The following is a 19,262-nucleotide window of genomic DNA, read 5'->3' as shown; positions in this document are numbered from 1 at the left end:
TACAATTTTATTTTAACTATATTTAGTGTTATTAATATTTACCAAATCTTTTTGCCAAAAAACCTAAAACAGGCGTTGTTAACAAGCATAGTAGATTTTTAACTTATAGTTGATATATTCAAGATTACCGACTTTTTTTATTTTACAGAATTTTCTCTAGTCCATAAACAAGAGATTTAAGTTGAATTATTTTGCGAATAGCTAATAAAACTCCCGTCATATAACAAGATCGATCACTAGTATCATGGCGTAGAGTATAAAGTTCTCCTTCTGCCCCAAAAAGAATTTCTTGGTGGGCGATTAAGCCAGGTAAACGCACACTATGAATTCTGATATTATTATTTCCCAACCCACCTCTTGCTCCTTGAATAGTTTCTGTTTCTTTCACCGAAGGAGGATTATATATCTTGTCAAAATCTGACAACATCTGAGCCGTTTTAATAGCAGTTCCACTGGGTGCATCTGCCTTTTGATTATGGTGGAGTTCAACAATTTCTATATGATTGAAGTATTGAGATGCTTTAATTGCCGCTTGTTGCAATAACACCATACCAATGGAAAAATTAGGGATAATCAAACATCCTGTACTAGCTTTTTCGGCAAATTCTCCTAATTCTTTGATTTGTTCTTCGCTTAATCCTGTTGTTCCTACCACTGGACGCACCCCATAGGCGATCGCACTTCGTACATTCTCATAGACCCCATCGGGGTGAGTAAAATCCACCATAATCCCTTGTACCTTTTCTTGGGCGGCTAATACTAAAATACTTTGTAGGTCATTAACAATCGGTACTTCTAACGCCCCACATCCAGCTACTTCTCCGGCATCTTGCCCATGATAATCAGGGTTACGATCCACTGCTCCGACTAACATCATATCTTCAGCTTGAAAGACAGCCTTGACGACTTCACGCCCCATTTTACCTGCTGCTCCGTTCACTACTACTGGAATTAAAGATTCAATTGTCATTAATGATTATCCTGAAAAATAAGTCTACAAATCACATATTGTTTGTATCTTAACCCATTTGACACTTCTGTCGTCAAGTCTTCTATAATCACAGAGAGTTTGTATTAATCTTATGAATAAATTGAAGATGTGCTAGATGGTTGAGTTGTTCTTTTCAAATAATTGGAGTTAATTATTTCTCGAACATTCTTCATAATTTGTAAAATTTAACAGTAATAATGATTTTTTTGAAAAAATTAGTTCATGTAAAAAACAAATCACTAAATAACTTTACGAGGTGAATAATAAAAAATACTGAAAGACTATAAACAAACAAAGCAAACAAAAGAAGTTATCTGGATTAGGAACAGCAAACTTCATAAGAAAGAGGTTTTTAGTAAAAGTAGAAATATGAGTATACCTTTAAAAAATACAAGATTATAACGAACAAATTAATGTAAAAAGCTAAATTAGTAGGAGATATATTTCATCTCACTAAACCAGTATATATTCGATATAACTTCAAAATACTAAACGAAGGAAAAAATATGTCATAGACAGACATAAAAAGTATTCCTTACTTAAGAATAAATAGATTGCAAAGAGAACAGAGAGCTAGACAATGACATCAAACCATTATAAATGTATAATACATTATATTGATTTAATCGATTTCTATTAAATTAGAAATTTAGAAGGTTTTTTATAGAAAATAAAATCTTATATCAGGACTATTAAAACGAGTTAATTCTTATGAATAGTCTATTTGTTGCACTCAGAAAGCCTTTAAAGAACTAAACTAGGCGTTAGATTAGAGCAGTCAGTACCTATCCTGAACTAAGGACTATTTTAAAAATAGTAAAGGATATATAAGAATATATTAATATTTATTTAATTTTCCTAAAAAAATCTAGAGAATTGGTAAGGTTTAACTCCGAAGTTTTTTGACTTGAGATTTCACTAGTTAATTCTACATCGTCAGTCCGGTATAACGATTAAATTTCACTGATATAATGCACAGTAGTCTAACATAAAAACTAAAACCTAATGACTATAAAGTTTATTCTAACTAATTAAGTTAGATAATTAATTCCGAATAGGTACAATGACTCCTAACTTCTCCCAATTTTAGCGACTCTATTAAAGGGCAAGATCAACTATGTTGACTTTACCATAAAATTGATTTTATCTTACTATAATTCCTGATTACTGATACCAATGAACGAGTCTGTGATGCAGTAGTGAGTCAATTAGATACTTTGGGTAATCAAGAGCTAAAGATGACATTGAAGTTACATAAGTGATCGTCTCCTTAAAACAACTTAAAAATTGATATTGAATAAGCAACTTAAAAAGCAAAAGCATATTTAGTCTATTTACCTCTGCAACAATGAAAAAATTTCGTTGAAACAGGAGAAGAAAGTCTGTCACAATAGAAAAATTATAATATTCAAACACTAAAACTCGGAGGAAATACTTTGCCACATACTATCATTACTGAAACCTGTGAAGGGGTTGCTGACTGTGTAGACGTTTGCCCTGTTGCCTGCATCCATGAAGGACCGGGCAAAAATATTAATGGAACTGATTGGTATTGGATAGACTTTCAAACCTGTATTGACTGCGGAATTTGCATAACAGTTTGTCCCGTTGAAGGCGCAATTCTTCCAGAAGAACGCCCTGAATTACAGAAAACACCATTTTAAATGGTCTAAGATAGAGGTTTTCAAAGGACCAGAAGAGAGACATTAAAAAGTTTTAGTTAGTTTTTTACCCTAATTATTGATGATTTTAAAGTCTATGAAAAATATCTTGGAAGTAGAAAGTGTTTATACAGGATACGTCGAAGACTTCAATATATTCTACAAGGGATTAACTTTCATGTTACCCTAGGGGCATTAGTAGCTTTAATTAATCCTAATGGGGTAGGAAAGTCCACGTTGTCCAAAACAATTTCTTGACTATTAACCCCCAATCAGGGCAAAATTATCTCTCAAGAAGAAAATATCGCTCGGGTGCTATCAAATAAAATTGTCCGTCATGAGATGTACTATGTTCCTCAAATTTATAATGTTTTTTCTGCCTTAACTATCGACAAAAACTTAGAAGTAGGGGCATTTATTAAAAAAGGATCTTTAAACGAGAATAAAAATTGCATTCATACCATGTTTCCTTGTTTAGAAAAACGTCGTCGACGGGTTGGAAAGCTATCAGGTGGAGAACTGCCAAATGTTAGCGATGGGACGGGCTTTAATGCTTGATCCTAATTTTTTCCTTTTAGATGAACCTTCGGTTGCCCTATACCCATTTTAGTTAATAATATTTTTAAGCAAATCAAAGCCATTAATCGAATAGGCAAAGCTATTGTTTTAGTAGAAAAAACACCCAAAAAGCTCTGTTGATTGCTGATCGAAGCTTTTTTTAGAAAATGGACGCGATCATCTTGAAGGATTAGGAGAATCCCTTCTTGATAATCCTAAAATTGGTCGATTATATTTGGGTGTTGTTTATCAAGAGTGATAGTAATCGACTTTACCGAACTTAAGATGATAAAAGTTCGTAAAAACTTAATTTAGCCTACATTTAGCAATAATTTTAATAATAAGCAAACTATTAGGACATAAAATAATTCCTGAATAAGATTTTCAATACATCAATATTAACAATTATATATAACAAGCTGAATAGAACCTAGTAACTTAAATAAATATAAAACAAATTAAGGATATAAAAAATTATTAAATCAAAGAGAAGTATTTATCTAATTTTTTTGTTAAAGAAGTCAAGATAATATCAACATATTTTGTGTTATTAGATCAATCTATTTTTAGTTAAATAGACTGTAAACTTGAGCTTGTAAATTCAAGAATCACTATCTTTATCTAATTTAGAATAAATACAATAAACTTTAATTATATAGTTTATTAGCCCATTAAATAAGATTGTCTCGATAAAATATTTTTATTGAAAAACTAATAAAATACAAAGTTATGTCTTGATTTTTATTAAAAAAATATCAAGTATTGGTTTTTAGAAAATTAATATCTAATTTCCTAATTAGTTCCCTTATTTACTCTAGAATAACCTGACTACTATCTCTATTTTTATAAAAGTGACTTTTATTTAGATAAATAAAGTGAACAAACGAAAACAATAAAGCCATACTCTATTGATATTCTTACTAAGTTTATAAAAACTAATTATTGATAAACTCCACTATTAGCAGAACTTTTTAAATTAAGTTATACTTTTGTTGATCGTTAATATTAAAAAGTAAAAATAAGCATAAAACTATTATTTTATAGCTTTAACAAAAATAATTTTCTGTATGAATTAAATATTTACTTGTATAAAAAATAAGTATTATATATTTTATATGGTAAAAATAAAGAAGACTGTATGCCTTGTAATTTTATACAAATCAGGTTTACTTTTTAGGTTATAATGTTCAAAACAACTATAAAAATTAAAACGTTCAAACCTAGATTTTTAAAAAAAATTGGAAAATGAGCTAGCCATGGATCGTCATACATATAGCAACTATATGAAAACAAGTTTATAATAAATGTTCTGATAATTAACAAAAAATATTATGTTTATTGAGTAATTCGCCATATCTAGTTTTTTAGTTATTTTCAATGAGAAAATAAAAGTGCAGATCCCATGAATTTGACTAATAGTTTATGTAGTTAGAGATAATTTACTGGCTAATAAAGCTGCAAAAGTAAGAAAAGTGATGGAATCTATAGAAGTAAAACTCGTATTTTTATATTTTTATTCTCCTAATTTCAACTTGATTAAAACTGTTATTCACAAATAAAAGTATATTTCTGTATTTAAAAATACCAAAATTATAGAGGTCTTAATTAATCAAACTATCAATGAAACAGTTTACTTAGTAATTTATGAAGAAGTAATTGGCTAGTTTACCCACTGCTGTTATTATGGGCTACCCAATTAAAAACCACTATAAGAAAAAAATGAACAGGAATGGTATTTTGTATGATGTGATGCAATTAAGCACAGAGCTTTATTGTCAAAAGTTAGTCAAATCCCCTAAAGTTTGACTCCTTTAGCCACAGGAATTATATTTACATAAAATAAAACGAATGCGACTTTGTGTCTCTTTCACTTAAATACCCTGTAAGCTAGAACAAAAATTTAATGCTGACCTATCAAACTAAGGGAGATACCTCTTTGAGTACCCCAATTCACCCTACTGCCATTATTCACCCGAAAGCAAAACTCCACCCCACCGTAGAAGTCGGCCCTTATGCGGTGATTGGAGAAAATGTAAAAATTGATGCTCGAACCATTGTTGGGGCCCATGCTATTATCGAAGGACCAATAGAAATTGGAGTTGGTAATCGTATTTTTCCTAATGCTGTTATTGGTTCAGACCCTCAAGACTTAAAATATAAGGGGGCAGCAAGTTGTGCTAAAATCGGGGACCACAATATTATTAGAGAATTTGTCACTATTAATCGGGCAACCCACGCCGATGAGGTGACTCAAATTGGTAATCATAACCTATTGATGGCTTATGTCCATGTTGCACACAATTGTGTGATTGAAGACAATGTCATTATTGCCAATGCTGTGGCTTTAGCCGGTCATGTTTACATTGAATCGCGGGCAGTTGTTGGTGGAGCATTAGGGGTTCATCAATTTGTTCGTATCGGACGTAATGCCATGCTAGGCGGGATGAGTCGTATTGATCGAGATGCTCCTCCGTTTATGATGATTGAGGGGAATCCATCACGGGTGCGATCACTCAATTTAGTCGGACTCAAAAGAGCTGGACTCACTACTCAAGATATGGGATACCTAAAAGAAGCCTTTCGTTTCCTTTATCGTTCAAATTTTACATTTAAAGAAGCTTTAGAGCAATTATCAAAGATCTCTGACAACGAATATGTTAAGTACCTACACCATTTTTTGATGGACTCCACCACAGGAGAAAAACGACGCGGACCCATTCCAGCGAAAGCTTAAGGACAGGCACGATGAGTTGACTATGGGGTTCATTTACACTTTTTAGGGAATTTATGCGAATTTTTATCAGTACAGGGGAAGTATCTGGAGATTTACAGGGCTCAATGTTAGTTGAAGCTCTTTATCAACAGGCTAAAAGTCAAGGAATCCCTTTGGAAATTCTAGCCTTGGGCGGTGACCTCATGGCACAAGCAGGGGCAAAATTGTTAGGGAATACCGCCGCTATTGGATCTATTGGTATTGTTGAGTCTCTTCCGTTTATTATTCCCACTTGGTTAATGCAACGTCGAGTTAAACAATATTTGCGAGAAAATCCCCCCGACATTCTTATTCTTATCGATTACATGGGACCTAATTCTGCCTTTGGCCAATATGCTCGCAAGCATTTCCCTGCAGTTCCTATTATCTATTACATTGCTCCTCAATCCTGGGTCTGGGCTCCTAATAGTAAAATTATTCAACAGTTCGCCCATATCACTGATCTTCTCTTAGCAATTTTTCCGGAAGAAGCCCGATTTTTTGCAGAAAAAGGTGTTAAAGTCAAGTGGGTTGGTCATCCCTTACTAGATCGCATCACTAAAGCTCCTAGCCGTGAAGAAGCCCGTCTTAGGTTAAATATTGACTTTGATCAAACGGTAGTCGCCTTATTTCCTGCTTCCCGTTATCAAGAATTGAAATATCATCTTCCTCTGATGTGCAAAGCAGCCCAAAAACTCCAAGAAAAAATTCCTGATCTTCATTTTTTACTTCCCATTTCGCTGAGTGAATATCATGATACTGTTAAAGCAACAGTTAACGCCTATCAACTTTCGATTACTTTGCTTGAGGGACAAGAGGCTTTAAATGTAATGGCGGCAGCAGATTTTGCTATTGCTAAATCAGGAACTGTTAATTTAGAATTAGCTTTACTTAAAATTCCTCAATTAGTATTATGTTTAGTCAATCCCTTAACAATGTGGATTGCTCGTAATATTTTAAAGTTTTCTATTCCTTTTATGTCTCCTCCAAATTTAGTGGTGATGGAGGAAATTGTTCCTGAATTATTGCAGGAAGAAGCAACTGTAAACCGTATTGTCCAAGAGTCTTTAGAGTTACTACTTAATGCTGAACGTCGTCAAAAAACCTTAGCAGATTATGACCAAATGCGTACCATGTTAGGAGATGTGGGTGTCTGCAATCGCGTGGCAATGGAAATTTTAGGATATAAACAAAAGTAATTAAGGATTTTACAAGTTAAATACCTAAGATCTAGAAAATTTCTATTTTTTAAAAAATCTTAACTCTATAACTAAAAAATTTTTGATTATTCTTGCGCGATCTTTTAAAGAATTAAACAAAAAAAATAACAAAATAGGATCAGAAATAGAGATAATTACCATGACCATCAAAACCTAAAACAGCTCTCAATTAATTTATTAAAATAAAAATTATCTTTTTATTTTATTTTTTTACTATTGAGATTAATAGATAATTTATAGATATAAAAACAAAGTTTAATTGTCAAAGATAGGCTAATTAAAAGTGATCTCTAATATTAGATATCTAATGCTGATTAGAGTAGGTTATATTTTTATTCTAAATTATATTAAGCAAAATATTTTGACTTAATTTATACTGATAAAATCAAATATTGAATTAAGTTTAATAAATAAAATTCTAAATCTCGAAGTATTTCTCATTATCCATTATCAGACTTTAAATGATGTATAGAAAGTGTTTTATTTAAAAGAAAGCTCTACACAAAGTTTTATTTATTATAGTCTAATAACAAAAAAAATTGACTAAATTAGAGTGTACTACAAAGTAGTAAATGTTATTAGTTTTTTTGTAAAAATACTGATTAAAAGAAAAAAATAGAATATTTGTTTTGGAACAATCAATAGCAAATCAAATTAAAATTGATTAGCAAGTGTTAGAAAACTTATCTATTATTTTCTGCCAAATAAAAACTCAAGAGATAGTAGAAGGCATTAATGATAGTTTGAATTTGATTTAAAAAAAACCTAATAAAATTAAAAATTTCATTAGGTTTTAATTTTCAAATTTATTTACTTAGCACTTTACTGATTAACAGTCATACTATAAACTCAGTAAAAATAACAATTGTTAGGTTGATTCTCTAAAAAAACAACTTAAAAATAAGAATATCTAATATTTTTATAATAGCTCTTATCAAAGGAGAAAGTAGTTAAACAAATTTCTATAACTTTCCATATTTTTAAATATAAAAAAACTGGAAAATTATAGAAATAAAAGTGAAGATAAAAAATGATATATGTTCCCAAAAACTAAAAGCTCTAAAATGTTTTAAATTAAGAGGTAAATAAAGTTTAGAGTACGGCATAAACAAAGGGATAGATACGGTAATTGTTTTAATAATAACTCAGTGTATACAAGTAATTTAGTTAAAACTAAACTTAAAATAATAAAAAAAAGTAATATTTATTTTACCTGCTAATTTATAGCTTAAAAGCTAATTTAGCAGAAAGATAATTGTATTCAATAAAATATAATTAAATTACTAGATAATATTTATGTATAAATATTATCTAGTAATTTTTATAAAAATGGTAATAAGTTCTCAAAAAAAATACAAGTATAAGTAATATGAACTTAACTTAAATTATTTGAATCTAGAAGTATGATAATATATATTTTATTTATTTGTATATCCTTAAAAAACACTAAAATACACGGTTAATTATTTTAGAGATAAAAAGTTATTTTAAACATTAAATTAATTAGTTGTTTAGAATATCTACTTGTACTCGATAAGATTATTGACAATAAAAGCCTTTTATTGTAGAACATTTTATAGGTTAAAAAAAATAATTATATAATAAAAAAAAGTAATATTATTTTGCTATTTTAGATAAATATAGAGATGATAAGTATCAAGATATTGTATTTTTTTAATTAAATGTTAAATAAATTAAAATACTAGTGTTAATCAGCATACTACTATTTTAGTTGACAATAACCAGTTCATAAAAAACTACATAATTTAATTTTTTTTGAAAAAAGTACAATTCAATAAGAGGAATTAATTTAACAAAAACAACTTGTATATCATGTTATTAACATGTACTTTTTTGTTTTATATAGAGTAATAATCCTATTAGATAAATGCTTATACTGCAACTAACAATAATTATTTTGCTAAAAAATAGAATATATATTTATATTAAAGTTATAAAAACTAATATCTATATTAGAAAATTAATTAATTTAATAATTAATAGGATATTTTTAATCGTTTTTTTAGAAATTATTAAACAATAAAAAAATGAAATATTTATTCATGCATTAGAAAAATCTTCTTTACTTGAGACATAATTACTTAATGTCATAGAACAATTACTAGAATGAAACAATGATGTTAATATACAAAAATTAAGTATTTGCTTACACAAAAAAATCTATAAAATATATGTTATGGTCAGTACTCCTACTATGTGTTACCTAGTCTAAAAACCAAACTTAACCTAACCTAGAGAAAATACTTTATGTATTGGTACTTTATACAAATAAAGTTAAAACTCTTAGACTTAGTTTTTTTATCCGCTTTTACTTTTGAATAATAGACAAATAAAAGGCTTTTGTAAATTTAAGAACTCCAGAATTATCGAGATATCAATCAGGCGATTAGTTTAATAATTAATGAATACATAATTTGCTTATTGACCTATTGCTGTTATTATAAGCTACTCAATTTAAAATTGTTATGTATAAGGAATGCGTAAAAATATTGTAGTCAATTTGAAAGGTTAACATAGAGCAAAACACTCTACTGCTTAATTCCTAAAGACAACTTAAATAACATTAAAGACTGATCAATAAATCGACAATTATTAACCAATATAATTCCCAATATAAAGTGCTTATTTATTAAAACTGTGACCAAATAGTCACAGAAAAGGATGTCTCAAGTAGGCAACTTCTTTTCAATTTGTTAACTAAAGCCAAGAACATTTACAATAAGTCTATTTTATTAGGTTTAAGTATTTACTATGAAAATTTGTCTGTTAAATACCGATAATGCCAATTTTAAGATTATTTTGAAAGATTTATCTATTCAACAACAATTACAAAAACAATTATCACGCTTATTAATCAGTTCACGACTCTTTAAGGAGTCCTCATTTAATTTACATCAAAAAACTTTAGCTGTCTCTCGTTTATCTCATCTTACTCGGATTACTTATCGTTGTGCGATAGCCCTACAATTGTCAAGTCAGCTGTCTCTATCTCCTATTGAGGTTGCACAACAGGTATTTTCTTTGTTAAAGAATCAATCAAATCTTGATGATAAGGAATTTTCTCAATTAACCTTGACAATGAAACTCATTCACCCAGGGTGGTTAGATTTTGAGGTAAGCGATCACACTCTCGTCCTTTGGTTACAATTGTTAGGGCAAAATATATTTTTTCAACCTAACTTATCTAAAATTTTAGGAAAAACTAATAATCTATTTCTTATTGAATATACTCATGCGCGGTGTTGTTCTTTATTACGTCTGGGGGAGACAGAGGGGTTAATTACTTTTCAATCAAAGGCTTTGGGCGACTTAACACTACCTTGGAAAGCCCCCGATCCTATTCCTTGGCTAAGGGATACTGATCAATTACGGCTTACCCATCGAGCCGCCTTAGCTCTCATTAATCAAATAGTTATCACCGTTGATCGGTCAAGTAATAATCCTTCAGTAACCTGGAATAAGCTTGGAACTCAGTTAAGCAAATCTGTTTTATATTTTGAACGTAATTGCCGAATTTTTGGAGATTTAGCTCAAAATAATCTCCAATTATCTCAAGCTCGATTAGGATTAATTGCTATAAGTCAACATTTATTAAAATGGCTGTGGTACAGTCACTTGGGAAACTTTCCAAGATCTCAATTGTAAGTTGTGACGTAGAAATCGAAAATCTTTATTAAGAAAAGTGATAAATCCCTGTGAGTCATATATACTTCTACCAGTGTGAGGAGCGAACCAAAAAGAGAGCCAAGACGAAACACGGAAAGTCGTTGGCTCTTTTTTTGATTTTTGAGCAAAAAATAGTAATTAAAAATCTGATAAGCAATATCGCAATCTAATTTTCTAATTTTGAAGTTCTAGTTACAAAGTCTACCGTCTGCAATGACAGACGAACTTCCCTGTTTGACAGAATGCTAGACTTCTCGGATCAAGATTCTGATTCTCTTGAACCACCAATTATACCCAACTTATAAGAAGATTTTTATAGCGTGATACTGAGAAATCACTGCCATCAAGAGTAGCTAAAGAAGCAAATAGGTTTGGAAATCTATTATTACATTGTCAATCTTTCCGATAACTAGATTGTTTTTAGTTAATTTTATGTAAGCAACACTATCGTATCCCGTTCTGCCATTCTCATCATTCGGAGGTGATGTTGCACTAAGAATAGACCAACCTGGTTCCGAGTAACCGCTAGATAAAAAGGTTATAAACGATCCATAATTATGTAAATCTAAAAAGCCATTAAGTTTAATTTTCTATATTTTTTAGTGAAATATGGTAACTATATTTAATATCGCAAGTATAAAAAATATTTGACTAAAAGTTACACATTTTAGAAATTAACTTAGATATAGTTTGTTTTAAAAAATAAGGTAATCACTAAAATCAAAAATAAGAAATTATTAAAACAGAAAATAGCTATCAAAATTTTTACCAAGAAATCAACGGTTAAATCTAATTCAAATTTTTATACTTAGTATTCAATCACTAAATCTTAATATTCATCAAGTGATTATTTTACAATATTTTTAATAACTTATCCTATTACTAGGAACAAGATGTCATAATAATCAATTGATTAAAAACTTAGGAATAGAAATAGAAAAAAGAAAACCATTTTGTATTTTTAAAAAAGTATGAATTTTAAAATTTTAAAAAAAATTGAACCATGTTTTGCTTAATTTTATGTATTTATCCTGATAAGAAAATTAAAATTTAAATCAGTCTAAGCAAAAAAATATTTTTTTGATTTAATCAAATAGTTAATTTTAGTAAACATCACCATCGGATACTCAGATAATGATGTGTAATTAATAAATCGGTATTCAGTAAATAGAAGACAATTCTGACTCACTTACTTAGTTCATTGTATTTTTTTATTAAGTGAAAATAAATGATATATAAGGAGTTAATTGATAATTAAAGTCAAACCCAAAAAGAATTAACTTCTGAAATTACCTCCGACTTTATTTTAGAACATTTAAACTAAAATAAAGTCTCCTTACTTCCTAAGGTATTTGGTCATTGTTGGACAATTTTGGGTTACCATAACATGTAGTCATTGTTTTATCCATTCCAAAATTGCATATATAATATAATTGGTAAACATCTAACTTTTCTCTATACAATAGTTATTGATTTTTTAAATTATTGATATTTGCTATGACTTGACTAAATTCTTGCCATTAGTAGGTAGTACAAATTATATGCTTTCTTCTCGACAGGAAATTCATCTTCAACAAGCCCATGCTAGCCTTAAACATACCTTGTCTTGGTATGGGAGTTTTCGTCGTCATTGGAATTATCCTCCTAATCCTGAACTCCAAGCTGCTGTCCGTAAAGATTTACAAATCCTCAAAGGAGCTTTAGATAAACTTGAACAAAATATCATTAGAATTGCGACTTTTGGTTTAGTCAGTCGCGGTAAGTCTGCTGTGATTAATGCTTTGATTGGACAAACACTCCTCGATACAGGTCCCTTGCATGGGGTGACTCAGTGGCCAAAATCTGTTCGCTGGACACCACCTGGCGGTAAAGTTCACGTAGAATTTATTGATACTCCTGGACTAGATGAGATTGAAGGAGAAACTAGGGCAAATATGGCTAGAGAAGTAGCCTATCAAGCTGACTTAATTCTATTTGTGGTGGCTGGAGATATTACTCGTACCGAATGTGAAGCACTAGAGGAACTGCAACGTAGTCAAAAGCCCTTAATTTTAGTGTTCAATAAAATCGATCTTTATCCTTGCCAAGATTGTCAAGAAATTTATCAACAATTAAAAGCAATAAAAACAAACAACCAAAATCCTATTCTTTCCCCTGAAGAGATTGTTAGGGTGGCGGCTGAACCCCAACCTATTCTTGTAAAGGTTAAATATCCTGATGGTAAAGTGACAGAAGAATGGGAAACGCCATCTCCTCAAGTAGAGGAGTTACGCCAAAAAATATTAACTGTTCTGAATCAAGAAGGGAGATCATTATTATCTTTAAATGTCTTAATACAAGCAAAAGAAGCAGAAGAGAATATTGCAAAAAAAACTCTAGAAATTCGTAAAAAAGAAGCAGAGACTATTATTTGGAATTTTACTAGATATAAAGCCCTAGCTGTTGCAATTAATCCCATTGTCTTTTTAGATATCATTGGAGGAGCGATAACTGATTTGGCTTTAATTAGATCTTTAGCTAAATTGTATGGATTGCCTATTACCAGTTATGAGGCAGGAAAACTTTGGAAAAAAATTCTTATTAGTTCAGGAGGATTATTATTAGGAGAACTAACCACGTTATTTATTTTAGGAATTGGAAAAAGTACATTAGCTGCAGTTAGTTTTTTTGAAAGTCCAACCGCATTAATGACGTATGGAAGTGCCGCTACGATGCAGGGAGGAATTGCTGGATATTATGCTTACATTGTTGGGAAAGCGGCTCAAGAATATTTAGAGAAAGGCTGTAGTTGGAGTCCGGTCGGTCCAAGTACTATTATCCAAAATATTATTAATGAAGTTGATACTCATACTCTTATCTATCGTTTACGAGAAAAATTGTAGAAATTTAAAATTAAATATTTTTTCATCATAGTAAAAGTAATAATATGAAAACTTATTTTTGAATAGATACTCATTATAAACATGATGAATTAATTTATTTATCAATAACCCTTTTTTCTGATCGCACATATTGTTGTGATGAAATTAACAAGATTTTCACTATTCATTCTATTAATTCACTACCGATAAAACAGTCAAAATAAACTTTCTAGTCAATAGTGACTTTCCTCAATTTAAATATCGTTACGTTTTCGAGTTTATGAAATTAGTTCTTTTAAACTAGTTGCAACCGATGATTTTACCAATACATATTGTTTCAATAATTTTACTGAAGCATCTTGAGTTCAGAAGATAAGTCCAGTTACATCTTCAAGTAAAAGATATCGTTTTTATTTCTTATATTTAAATTGCAATAATTTTTCTTTACAATATTATTGAGCTTTATATGATAGATAATCAAAAGACTAGGTCACTTATTAACTATCTACAATGATAATCAAGAATCTCACTGCAATTTATAAAATTATCAGCTGAAATAAATATATTGGGTGTATAAATATTTGGTATAAGTAAAATTCTCTCTTTTTCTCTATTGTTGCTTGTAAGATTGTTCTAAAATATCCCGCAAAATCACGATCATGATTTCGCGGGAGACTATTAATAGATGACTTATTTTATGGCTCGTCAACAGGAAATAAAGTACGAGGAAAATCTTCAGCCACAAGACATTTATTTAATGCTTTAATGAGAGTTATTTTAGGAAAATTTCGGTTGACTGCAATGACACATTCTGAATAGTGCCCTGGACGCAAACTTGCTCGACAGGAAGTCAAAAGGGTTAATAAAGAAGATTCTTTTAAAGTAGTTGACCAGTTTTCAGTAAATGTTGAAGAGAGATTAGAACTTGCATTATAAATATCAGCCACACAGTGACCTAAATCAATAGGTCGCCTCACCTGATAACAAGCACTAAGGGCATCATTCCCCTCAATAGGAGTAGCTCTGTAAATCATAGTTACACATTGAGATAACTCTTTAGGAATCAGTGCATCGGAACAGGCTAATGTAGCTTTATCTTGTTCGACCCCATATTGGGCAATTTCAGTTATACATACATCGAATTGATTCCAATCTGCATCCCCAGCAACGACGGGTAGAGAGGAAATTTTTGGAGTCAATAAACTCATGGGAATCAGAGCAATAGTAGTCAAAGTCCGTAGGCGTTTAGGTAACGTTATCATTGAAGTTCAAACCATAATTACCGATGAAATTCATAAATCACCTTGGATCTTAAACATAGATACTAAAGAAAATCAAGTTAATTTATGATAGGCAATTAATTTTACCTTCCTACTTGGTATACACTTTTAAATCACTCTTATGACACGACTATAGAATTACCAGAGAACACACAAAATATATTGAATTATACAGCTCGTTCCTTGACCCCAACAAAATAAGAAACAACTATTAGGGTTACTAAATGTCTCAAAGTTATTAAGGTGTGTTTTTGCGTAATTCTAACCACTCCTTTAGTGAAAGCTTTTCAAACTGCAGAAATTCTCCAATAAGTAGAATTGAATCATAGTCATAGAAGTTGTTCAACTACTCTCTCTTAGTAGAGATATCTAAATCGGAGTACGTTAGTAGTTGAATTCTTCCTGATATATCTTCTAAAGAACAACTTTTCTTAGAAAGAGTGAATTATTTTTATTTACTTTTACTAAATACTTTCTTTAACTGGAAATAGATTTTATCTATTTTGACCAAGGTAATTTCATTATATAGATAAATATAGAGTGTTGAATTTGTGTTTTATTTTATTTCGTTAAGTTTTTAATCTTTATACAGCTAATTAAGGGGGAGTAAATTATTGTTATAAATCATAATATTTTACCGATTATCTATATTTTAAAATTAGTAATTTGTTAAATTTGACGATGTGGAAAATATCTTAGCAGTAGAAAGTTAATTTAAAGTTAAAGTCAGACGATATATTTGACTAAGGTTTAATTTAAGTATTTAAAATAATAAGTAAATGCAAAATTTATAGAATTTTTATTCTCTTTATTAGAGTTAATTTTTTGCATTTCTTAAAAAGGAATATATGTTTACATTATTATCATTAATAGTGTCTTTAGTTATACTGTTTATATAGAAAATAATATATCTTTTTTACTCCTTTGAAGGTGTCTTCAAAAAACATAAAACTAACAGTAAATAAATAACATAAATAAAGAATTATTGATGATAAATAATTTTTAAAAAAATTAAAAATCAGAAACAAGAAAACAAAAAAATAAGATTGTGATTATTGTTAAAACTGTTTATTATAAACCTAATATTTTAAACATAAATAAGAGAGACTATCCAGGATTAAGTATTATAAATTAGTAAGAAAAATACTAGGTTAATAAACCTCTAATTTTAAGCATGTCAAAGTTAGTTAATCTATAAACTTCTTTTTTAATGGATTTAATTTTTAATTTTAAAATTCTAAGTAAGTAATCTTAAAAAATTAAAAAGTAACAAAGCAATTATAAAAAAGCGATCTATAGATGTGAGCAAGTCTAAAAAATTAGTTAACACATTTAGAAAAATAAGAACTATTAAAATTACTATTAACTTCAGAATTTTCTTCAAAAAGAAGTATAAATACTATCGTAATACACAAAAACAAGATGATTTAAAAAAATTAAAGTTTTGGTTAAGCTTTTAAGAAATATGATCGTAAAAACAATTTCCATATGAATTCTTTAAAAGAGATAAGTGTTCTGGAATTTTTTAAGAAGTAAAAGAAAAATTTTAGAAGTAAGAATATATAATTTTTTTTGAAAAGCTTTCAGAAAACATAGTTAGATATTGTGCTCTTTTCAAAGATATTTGAAGTAATTTCTGCACTACAAAGTTTAGAAAACTTAATAGGCTTACTTGTGTTTAGACAGTTGTACCAAGTTTAACCTTTCAAGAGTAATTTATAAACAGAAGCCTTAAAAATATTTTCAATAAGGACTTAAGACGATCTAACATAAATCCTTCTAGAAGCTACTACACCTAAATCATTGTAGAATTGGTTGGTAAAGACTTTAGACAAACTTTCTGAGCATTTAATATGATTTAGCTTAAATTTTTCAAGGATTTCAGTTTCTCTAAGAGAGATCGTAAATCTTCTATAAATAGAACTCCATTAGTCTTAAACTTAAAAATATTTCTTCTATTTTCCATTGGCAAATAATGCATAGATTTGTAAAACCTAGACCATTTGTTCTCTGGTGTTTGTTGGGATTCGTTGTAAGCTGGCTCATTAGTTGCAACCCTGGAGTTCCGACAGCATCTAATCAAGAATTAGAATTTTGGACAATGCAGCTTCAACCTAAATTTACTCCTTATTTCACGGAGATTATCAATTCCTTTGAAAAAAAGAATCCAGAGATAAGTGTCCGTTGGATAGATGTACCTTGGGAAGCTATGAAAAGCAAAATTCTAACAACAGTGTCTGCTAAAACTGCCCCCGATGTGGTTAACCTCAACCCTAATTTTGCTTCTCAACTAGCTAGTCATAACGCTTGGTTAAATTTAAAATCTCACGTTCCTCCGGAGATTCAACAACAATATTTACCGAAAATTTGGCAAGCAAGCACGCTCGGCGATGTTAGTTTTGGCATTCCTTGGTACTTAACTACTCGTATTACTCTTTATAATCAAGAATTACTCTCTCAAGCTAATCTTACAATTCCTCCAAAAACCTTTGCCGAGTTGGCCGAATTTGCAAAAATATTCCACAACGAAACGGGCAAATATGCTATGTTTGTTACTTTTGTCCCTGGAGATTCTGGGGAAGTTTTGGAATCTTTAGTACAAATGGGAGTTCAGCTAGTGGACAAGCAGAGAAGAGCTGCTTTTAATACCCCTGAAGGTGTTGCAGCGTTTAGTTATTGGGTTGATTTGTATCAAAATGACTTGTTACCTCCTGAAGTTTTAACCCAAGGACATCGCCATGCGATTGATTTATATCAGTCAGGACAAACAGCTTTACTTTCCTCCGGGGCCGAATCTCTAACTAGTCTCGAAAACAATGCTCCTAATATTGCCAAAGTTTCGGCTGCTGCTTCCCAAATTACAGGAAAAACAGGTAAAAAAAATGTGGCAGTAATGAATTTAATTATTCCCCGTGATACTAATAAACCAGACGATGGAGTAAAATTTGCTCTTTTTGTTACGAATACAGAAAATCAACTGAGGTTTGCCAAACAAGCGAATGTTTTTCCTTCGACGGTAGAGGGTGTCAAACTGTACATAGAAGACTTGAAACAACAGTCTGAGTCTACAAATCTCATGACTCAAGCCCGTAAAGTTAGTGCAATGCAGCTTGAAGATGCTGAAGTTTTGATTCCATCGATGAAAAATATTAATAAGCTACAACAGATCATTTACGAGAATTTACAGGCTGCCATGCTTAAAGAAAAAACTGTTGAGCAAGCGGTTCAAGATGCGGCAGATACTTGGAATAATGTTGCTTCAACAATGAACAATAGGTAAATCTGTTTCTCCAAAAGGGATTGATAAATAGTTATTTTCTTTTTTTTCCTTTTTAAGAGAAGGTTTTAGCAGTAAATAAAATAATTGATTATCAATTTGTTTTGATAAAGATCATGTTTGAATTTGGAGATTTTCTCTTAAAACGTTGCCAATTATAAATCCAGTTGAGGCAACCTGCTGTTGTACATCAAACTTGGTTAGCTCATGATTTAGAATAGCTAATTAAAGATGTTTCGACAAGTTAGCCCAATTTATTAGAGTTAAAATAGCTGAATTTTGTCAGTTTTCTATTTCGTCTAAAATTTTATTAAAAAGTGACATTAAAAATGTTGGCTTTTAGTCCCCACATGCAGAGAGAGCAATTTAAACTTTTTGAAAAAAAATCCCAAGTTCTACAAACTCTAAATCATCCTTGTATTCCTCGCTATCGAAACTATTTTGAGATTGCTCCAGAAGACGATCATGACATTTTTGGGTTTACCTTGGTATAAAACTCTATTCCAGGGGTATCTTGACAATAAATTTTGGACCAAGAAGAAATATTTTCAGAAAGAAGGATTCGATTTGTTGCGACTGAAACTCTCAAAATACTCATTTATCTTCATGGGCTAAATCCCCTGTTTTACATCTAGATATAAAACCTAGTAAGCCAATCTTAGGAGAATATAAACAAATTTATTTAATTGATTTTGCAGCAGTTCAGAACTAAAATAGTATCACTAAATTGACTTTAACTATTGTGGTAATTAGTGGTTCTACTGCCTTAGAATATTTTTTTAAAAAAGCAGTTACTGCATCCAATTTATACACTTTAAGAGCTACTTTTATTCATCTATTGACAGGAATTATCCAAGCTGATTTACCAAAAAAAAAAGTAGTGTTAAATTGAACAACCAAGTTAATATTAAACTCCCTCTAAAAATAGGGTTAACTACATTAACAGAAGTTATAGTATAGAATTGCTATCAAAAT

Annotated in this window: 10 protein-coding genes and 1 pseudogene; 9 read left to right on the top strand and 2 right to left on the bottom strand. The window is 30.1% G+C overall.

All coding sequences use genetic code 11. The features are described from left to right. Positions 1-142: 142 nt before the first annotated feature. A complete protein-coding gene (dapB, locus tag RGRSB_RS04050; RefSeq protein WP_119259952.1) occupies positions 143-970 on the bottom strand; it encodes a 4-hydroxy-tetrahydrodipicolinate reductase in 828 nt (275 codons plus the stop codon). Positions 971-2,427: 1,457 nt separating this feature from the next. Here dapB and RGRSB_RS04045 point away from each other — a divergent pair. From RGRSB_RS04045 to RGRSB_RS04020, 6 genes and pseudogenes are all read left to right on the top strand, one after another. Continuing rightward, on the top strand, positions 2,428-2,655 hold the full coding sequence (locus tag RGRSB_RS04045) for an indolepyruvate ferredoxin oxidoreductase subunit alpha (RefSeq protein ID WP_119259951.1): 228 nt from the start codon (positions 2,428-2,430) through the stop codon (positions 2,653-2,655). 94 nt (positions 2,656-2,749) lie between these two features. After that, positions 2,750-3,469 (top strand): annotated as a pseudogene (locus tag RGRSB_RS04040) (ABC transporter ATP-binding protein). A 1,644-nt stretch (positions 3,470-5,113) separates the two neighbouring features. Beyond that, positions 5,114-5,944, top strand: a complete 831-nt coding sequence (lpxA, locus tag RGRSB_RS04035) for an acyl-ACP--UDP-N-acetylglucosamine O-acyltransferase (RefSeq protein ID WP_119259950.1) — start codon at positions 5,114-5,116, stop codon at positions 5,942-5,944. Between the two features lie 53 nt (positions 5,945-5,997). Then, positions 5,998-7,161 carry a lipid-A-disaccharide synthase gene (gene lpxB, locus RGRSB_RS04030; protein ID WP_119259949.1) on the top strand — a complete coding sequence of 388 codons (1,164 nt, stop codon included), beginning with the start codon at positions 5,998-6,000 and terminating at the stop codon, positions 7,159-7,161. A 2,793-nt stretch (positions 7,162-9,954) separates the two neighbouring features. Then, positions 9,955-10,848, top strand: coding sequence for a hypothetical protein (locus RGRSB_RS04025; protein ID WP_119259948.1), 894 nt, complete (start codon positions 9,955-9,957; stop codon positions 10,846-10,848). A 1,562-nt stretch (positions 10,849-12,410) separates the two neighbouring features. After that, entirely contained in the window at positions 12,411-13,751 is a 1,341-nt protein-coding gene (locus RGRSB_RS04020) for a GTP-binding protein (protein WP_119259947.1), read from the top strand. A 674-nt stretch (positions 13,752-14,425) separates the two neighbouring features. Here RGRSB_RS04020 and RGRSB_RS04015 read toward each other — a convergent pair. Further along, a complete protein-coding gene (locus RGRSB_RS04015; RefSeq protein WP_119259946.1) occupies positions 14,426-14,992 on the bottom strand; it encodes a hypothetical protein in 567 nt (188 codons plus the stop codon). Between the two features lie 1,993 nt (positions 14,993-16,985). Between RGRSB_RS04015 and RGRSB_RS04010 the strand changes: the two genes are divergently transcribed. The 3 genes from RGRSB_RS04010 (at position 16,986) to RGRSB_RS10035 (ending at position 19,179) form a co-directional block, all read left to right on the top strand. Continuing rightward, on the top strand, positions 16,986-18,290 hold the full coding sequence (locus RGRSB_RS04010) for an ABC transporter substrate-binding protein (protein ID WP_119259945.1): 1,305 nt from the start codon (positions 16,986-16,988) through the stop codon (positions 18,288-18,290). 314 nt (positions 18,291-18,604) lie between these two features. Continuing rightward, positions 18,605-18,781 (top strand): hypothetical protein, encoded by a 177-nt coding sequence (locus RGRSB_RS10040; RefSeq protein WP_172582030.1) that lies wholly within the window; start codon positions 18,605-18,607, stop codon positions 18,779-18,781. Between the two features lie 233 nt (positions 18,782-19,014). Continuing rightward, the gene (locus tag RGRSB_RS10035; RefSeq protein ID WP_172582029.1) at positions 19,015-19,179 is read left to right on the top strand and encodes a hypothetical protein; all 165 of its coding nucleotides are present in this window, start codon (positions 19,015-19,017) and stop codon (positions 19,177-19,179) included. The last annotated feature ends 83 nt before the right edge of the window (positions 19,180-19,262 follow it).

Source organism: cyanobacterium endosymbiont of Rhopalodia gibberula, assembly GCF_003574135.1.
Lineage (GTDB): Bacteria > Cyanobacteriota > Cyanobacteriia > Cyanobacteriales > Microcystaceae > Rippkaea.
The sequence above is the reverse complement of the archived record's forward strand: the minus strand, read 5'-3'. Positions and strand labels throughout refer to the sequence as shown.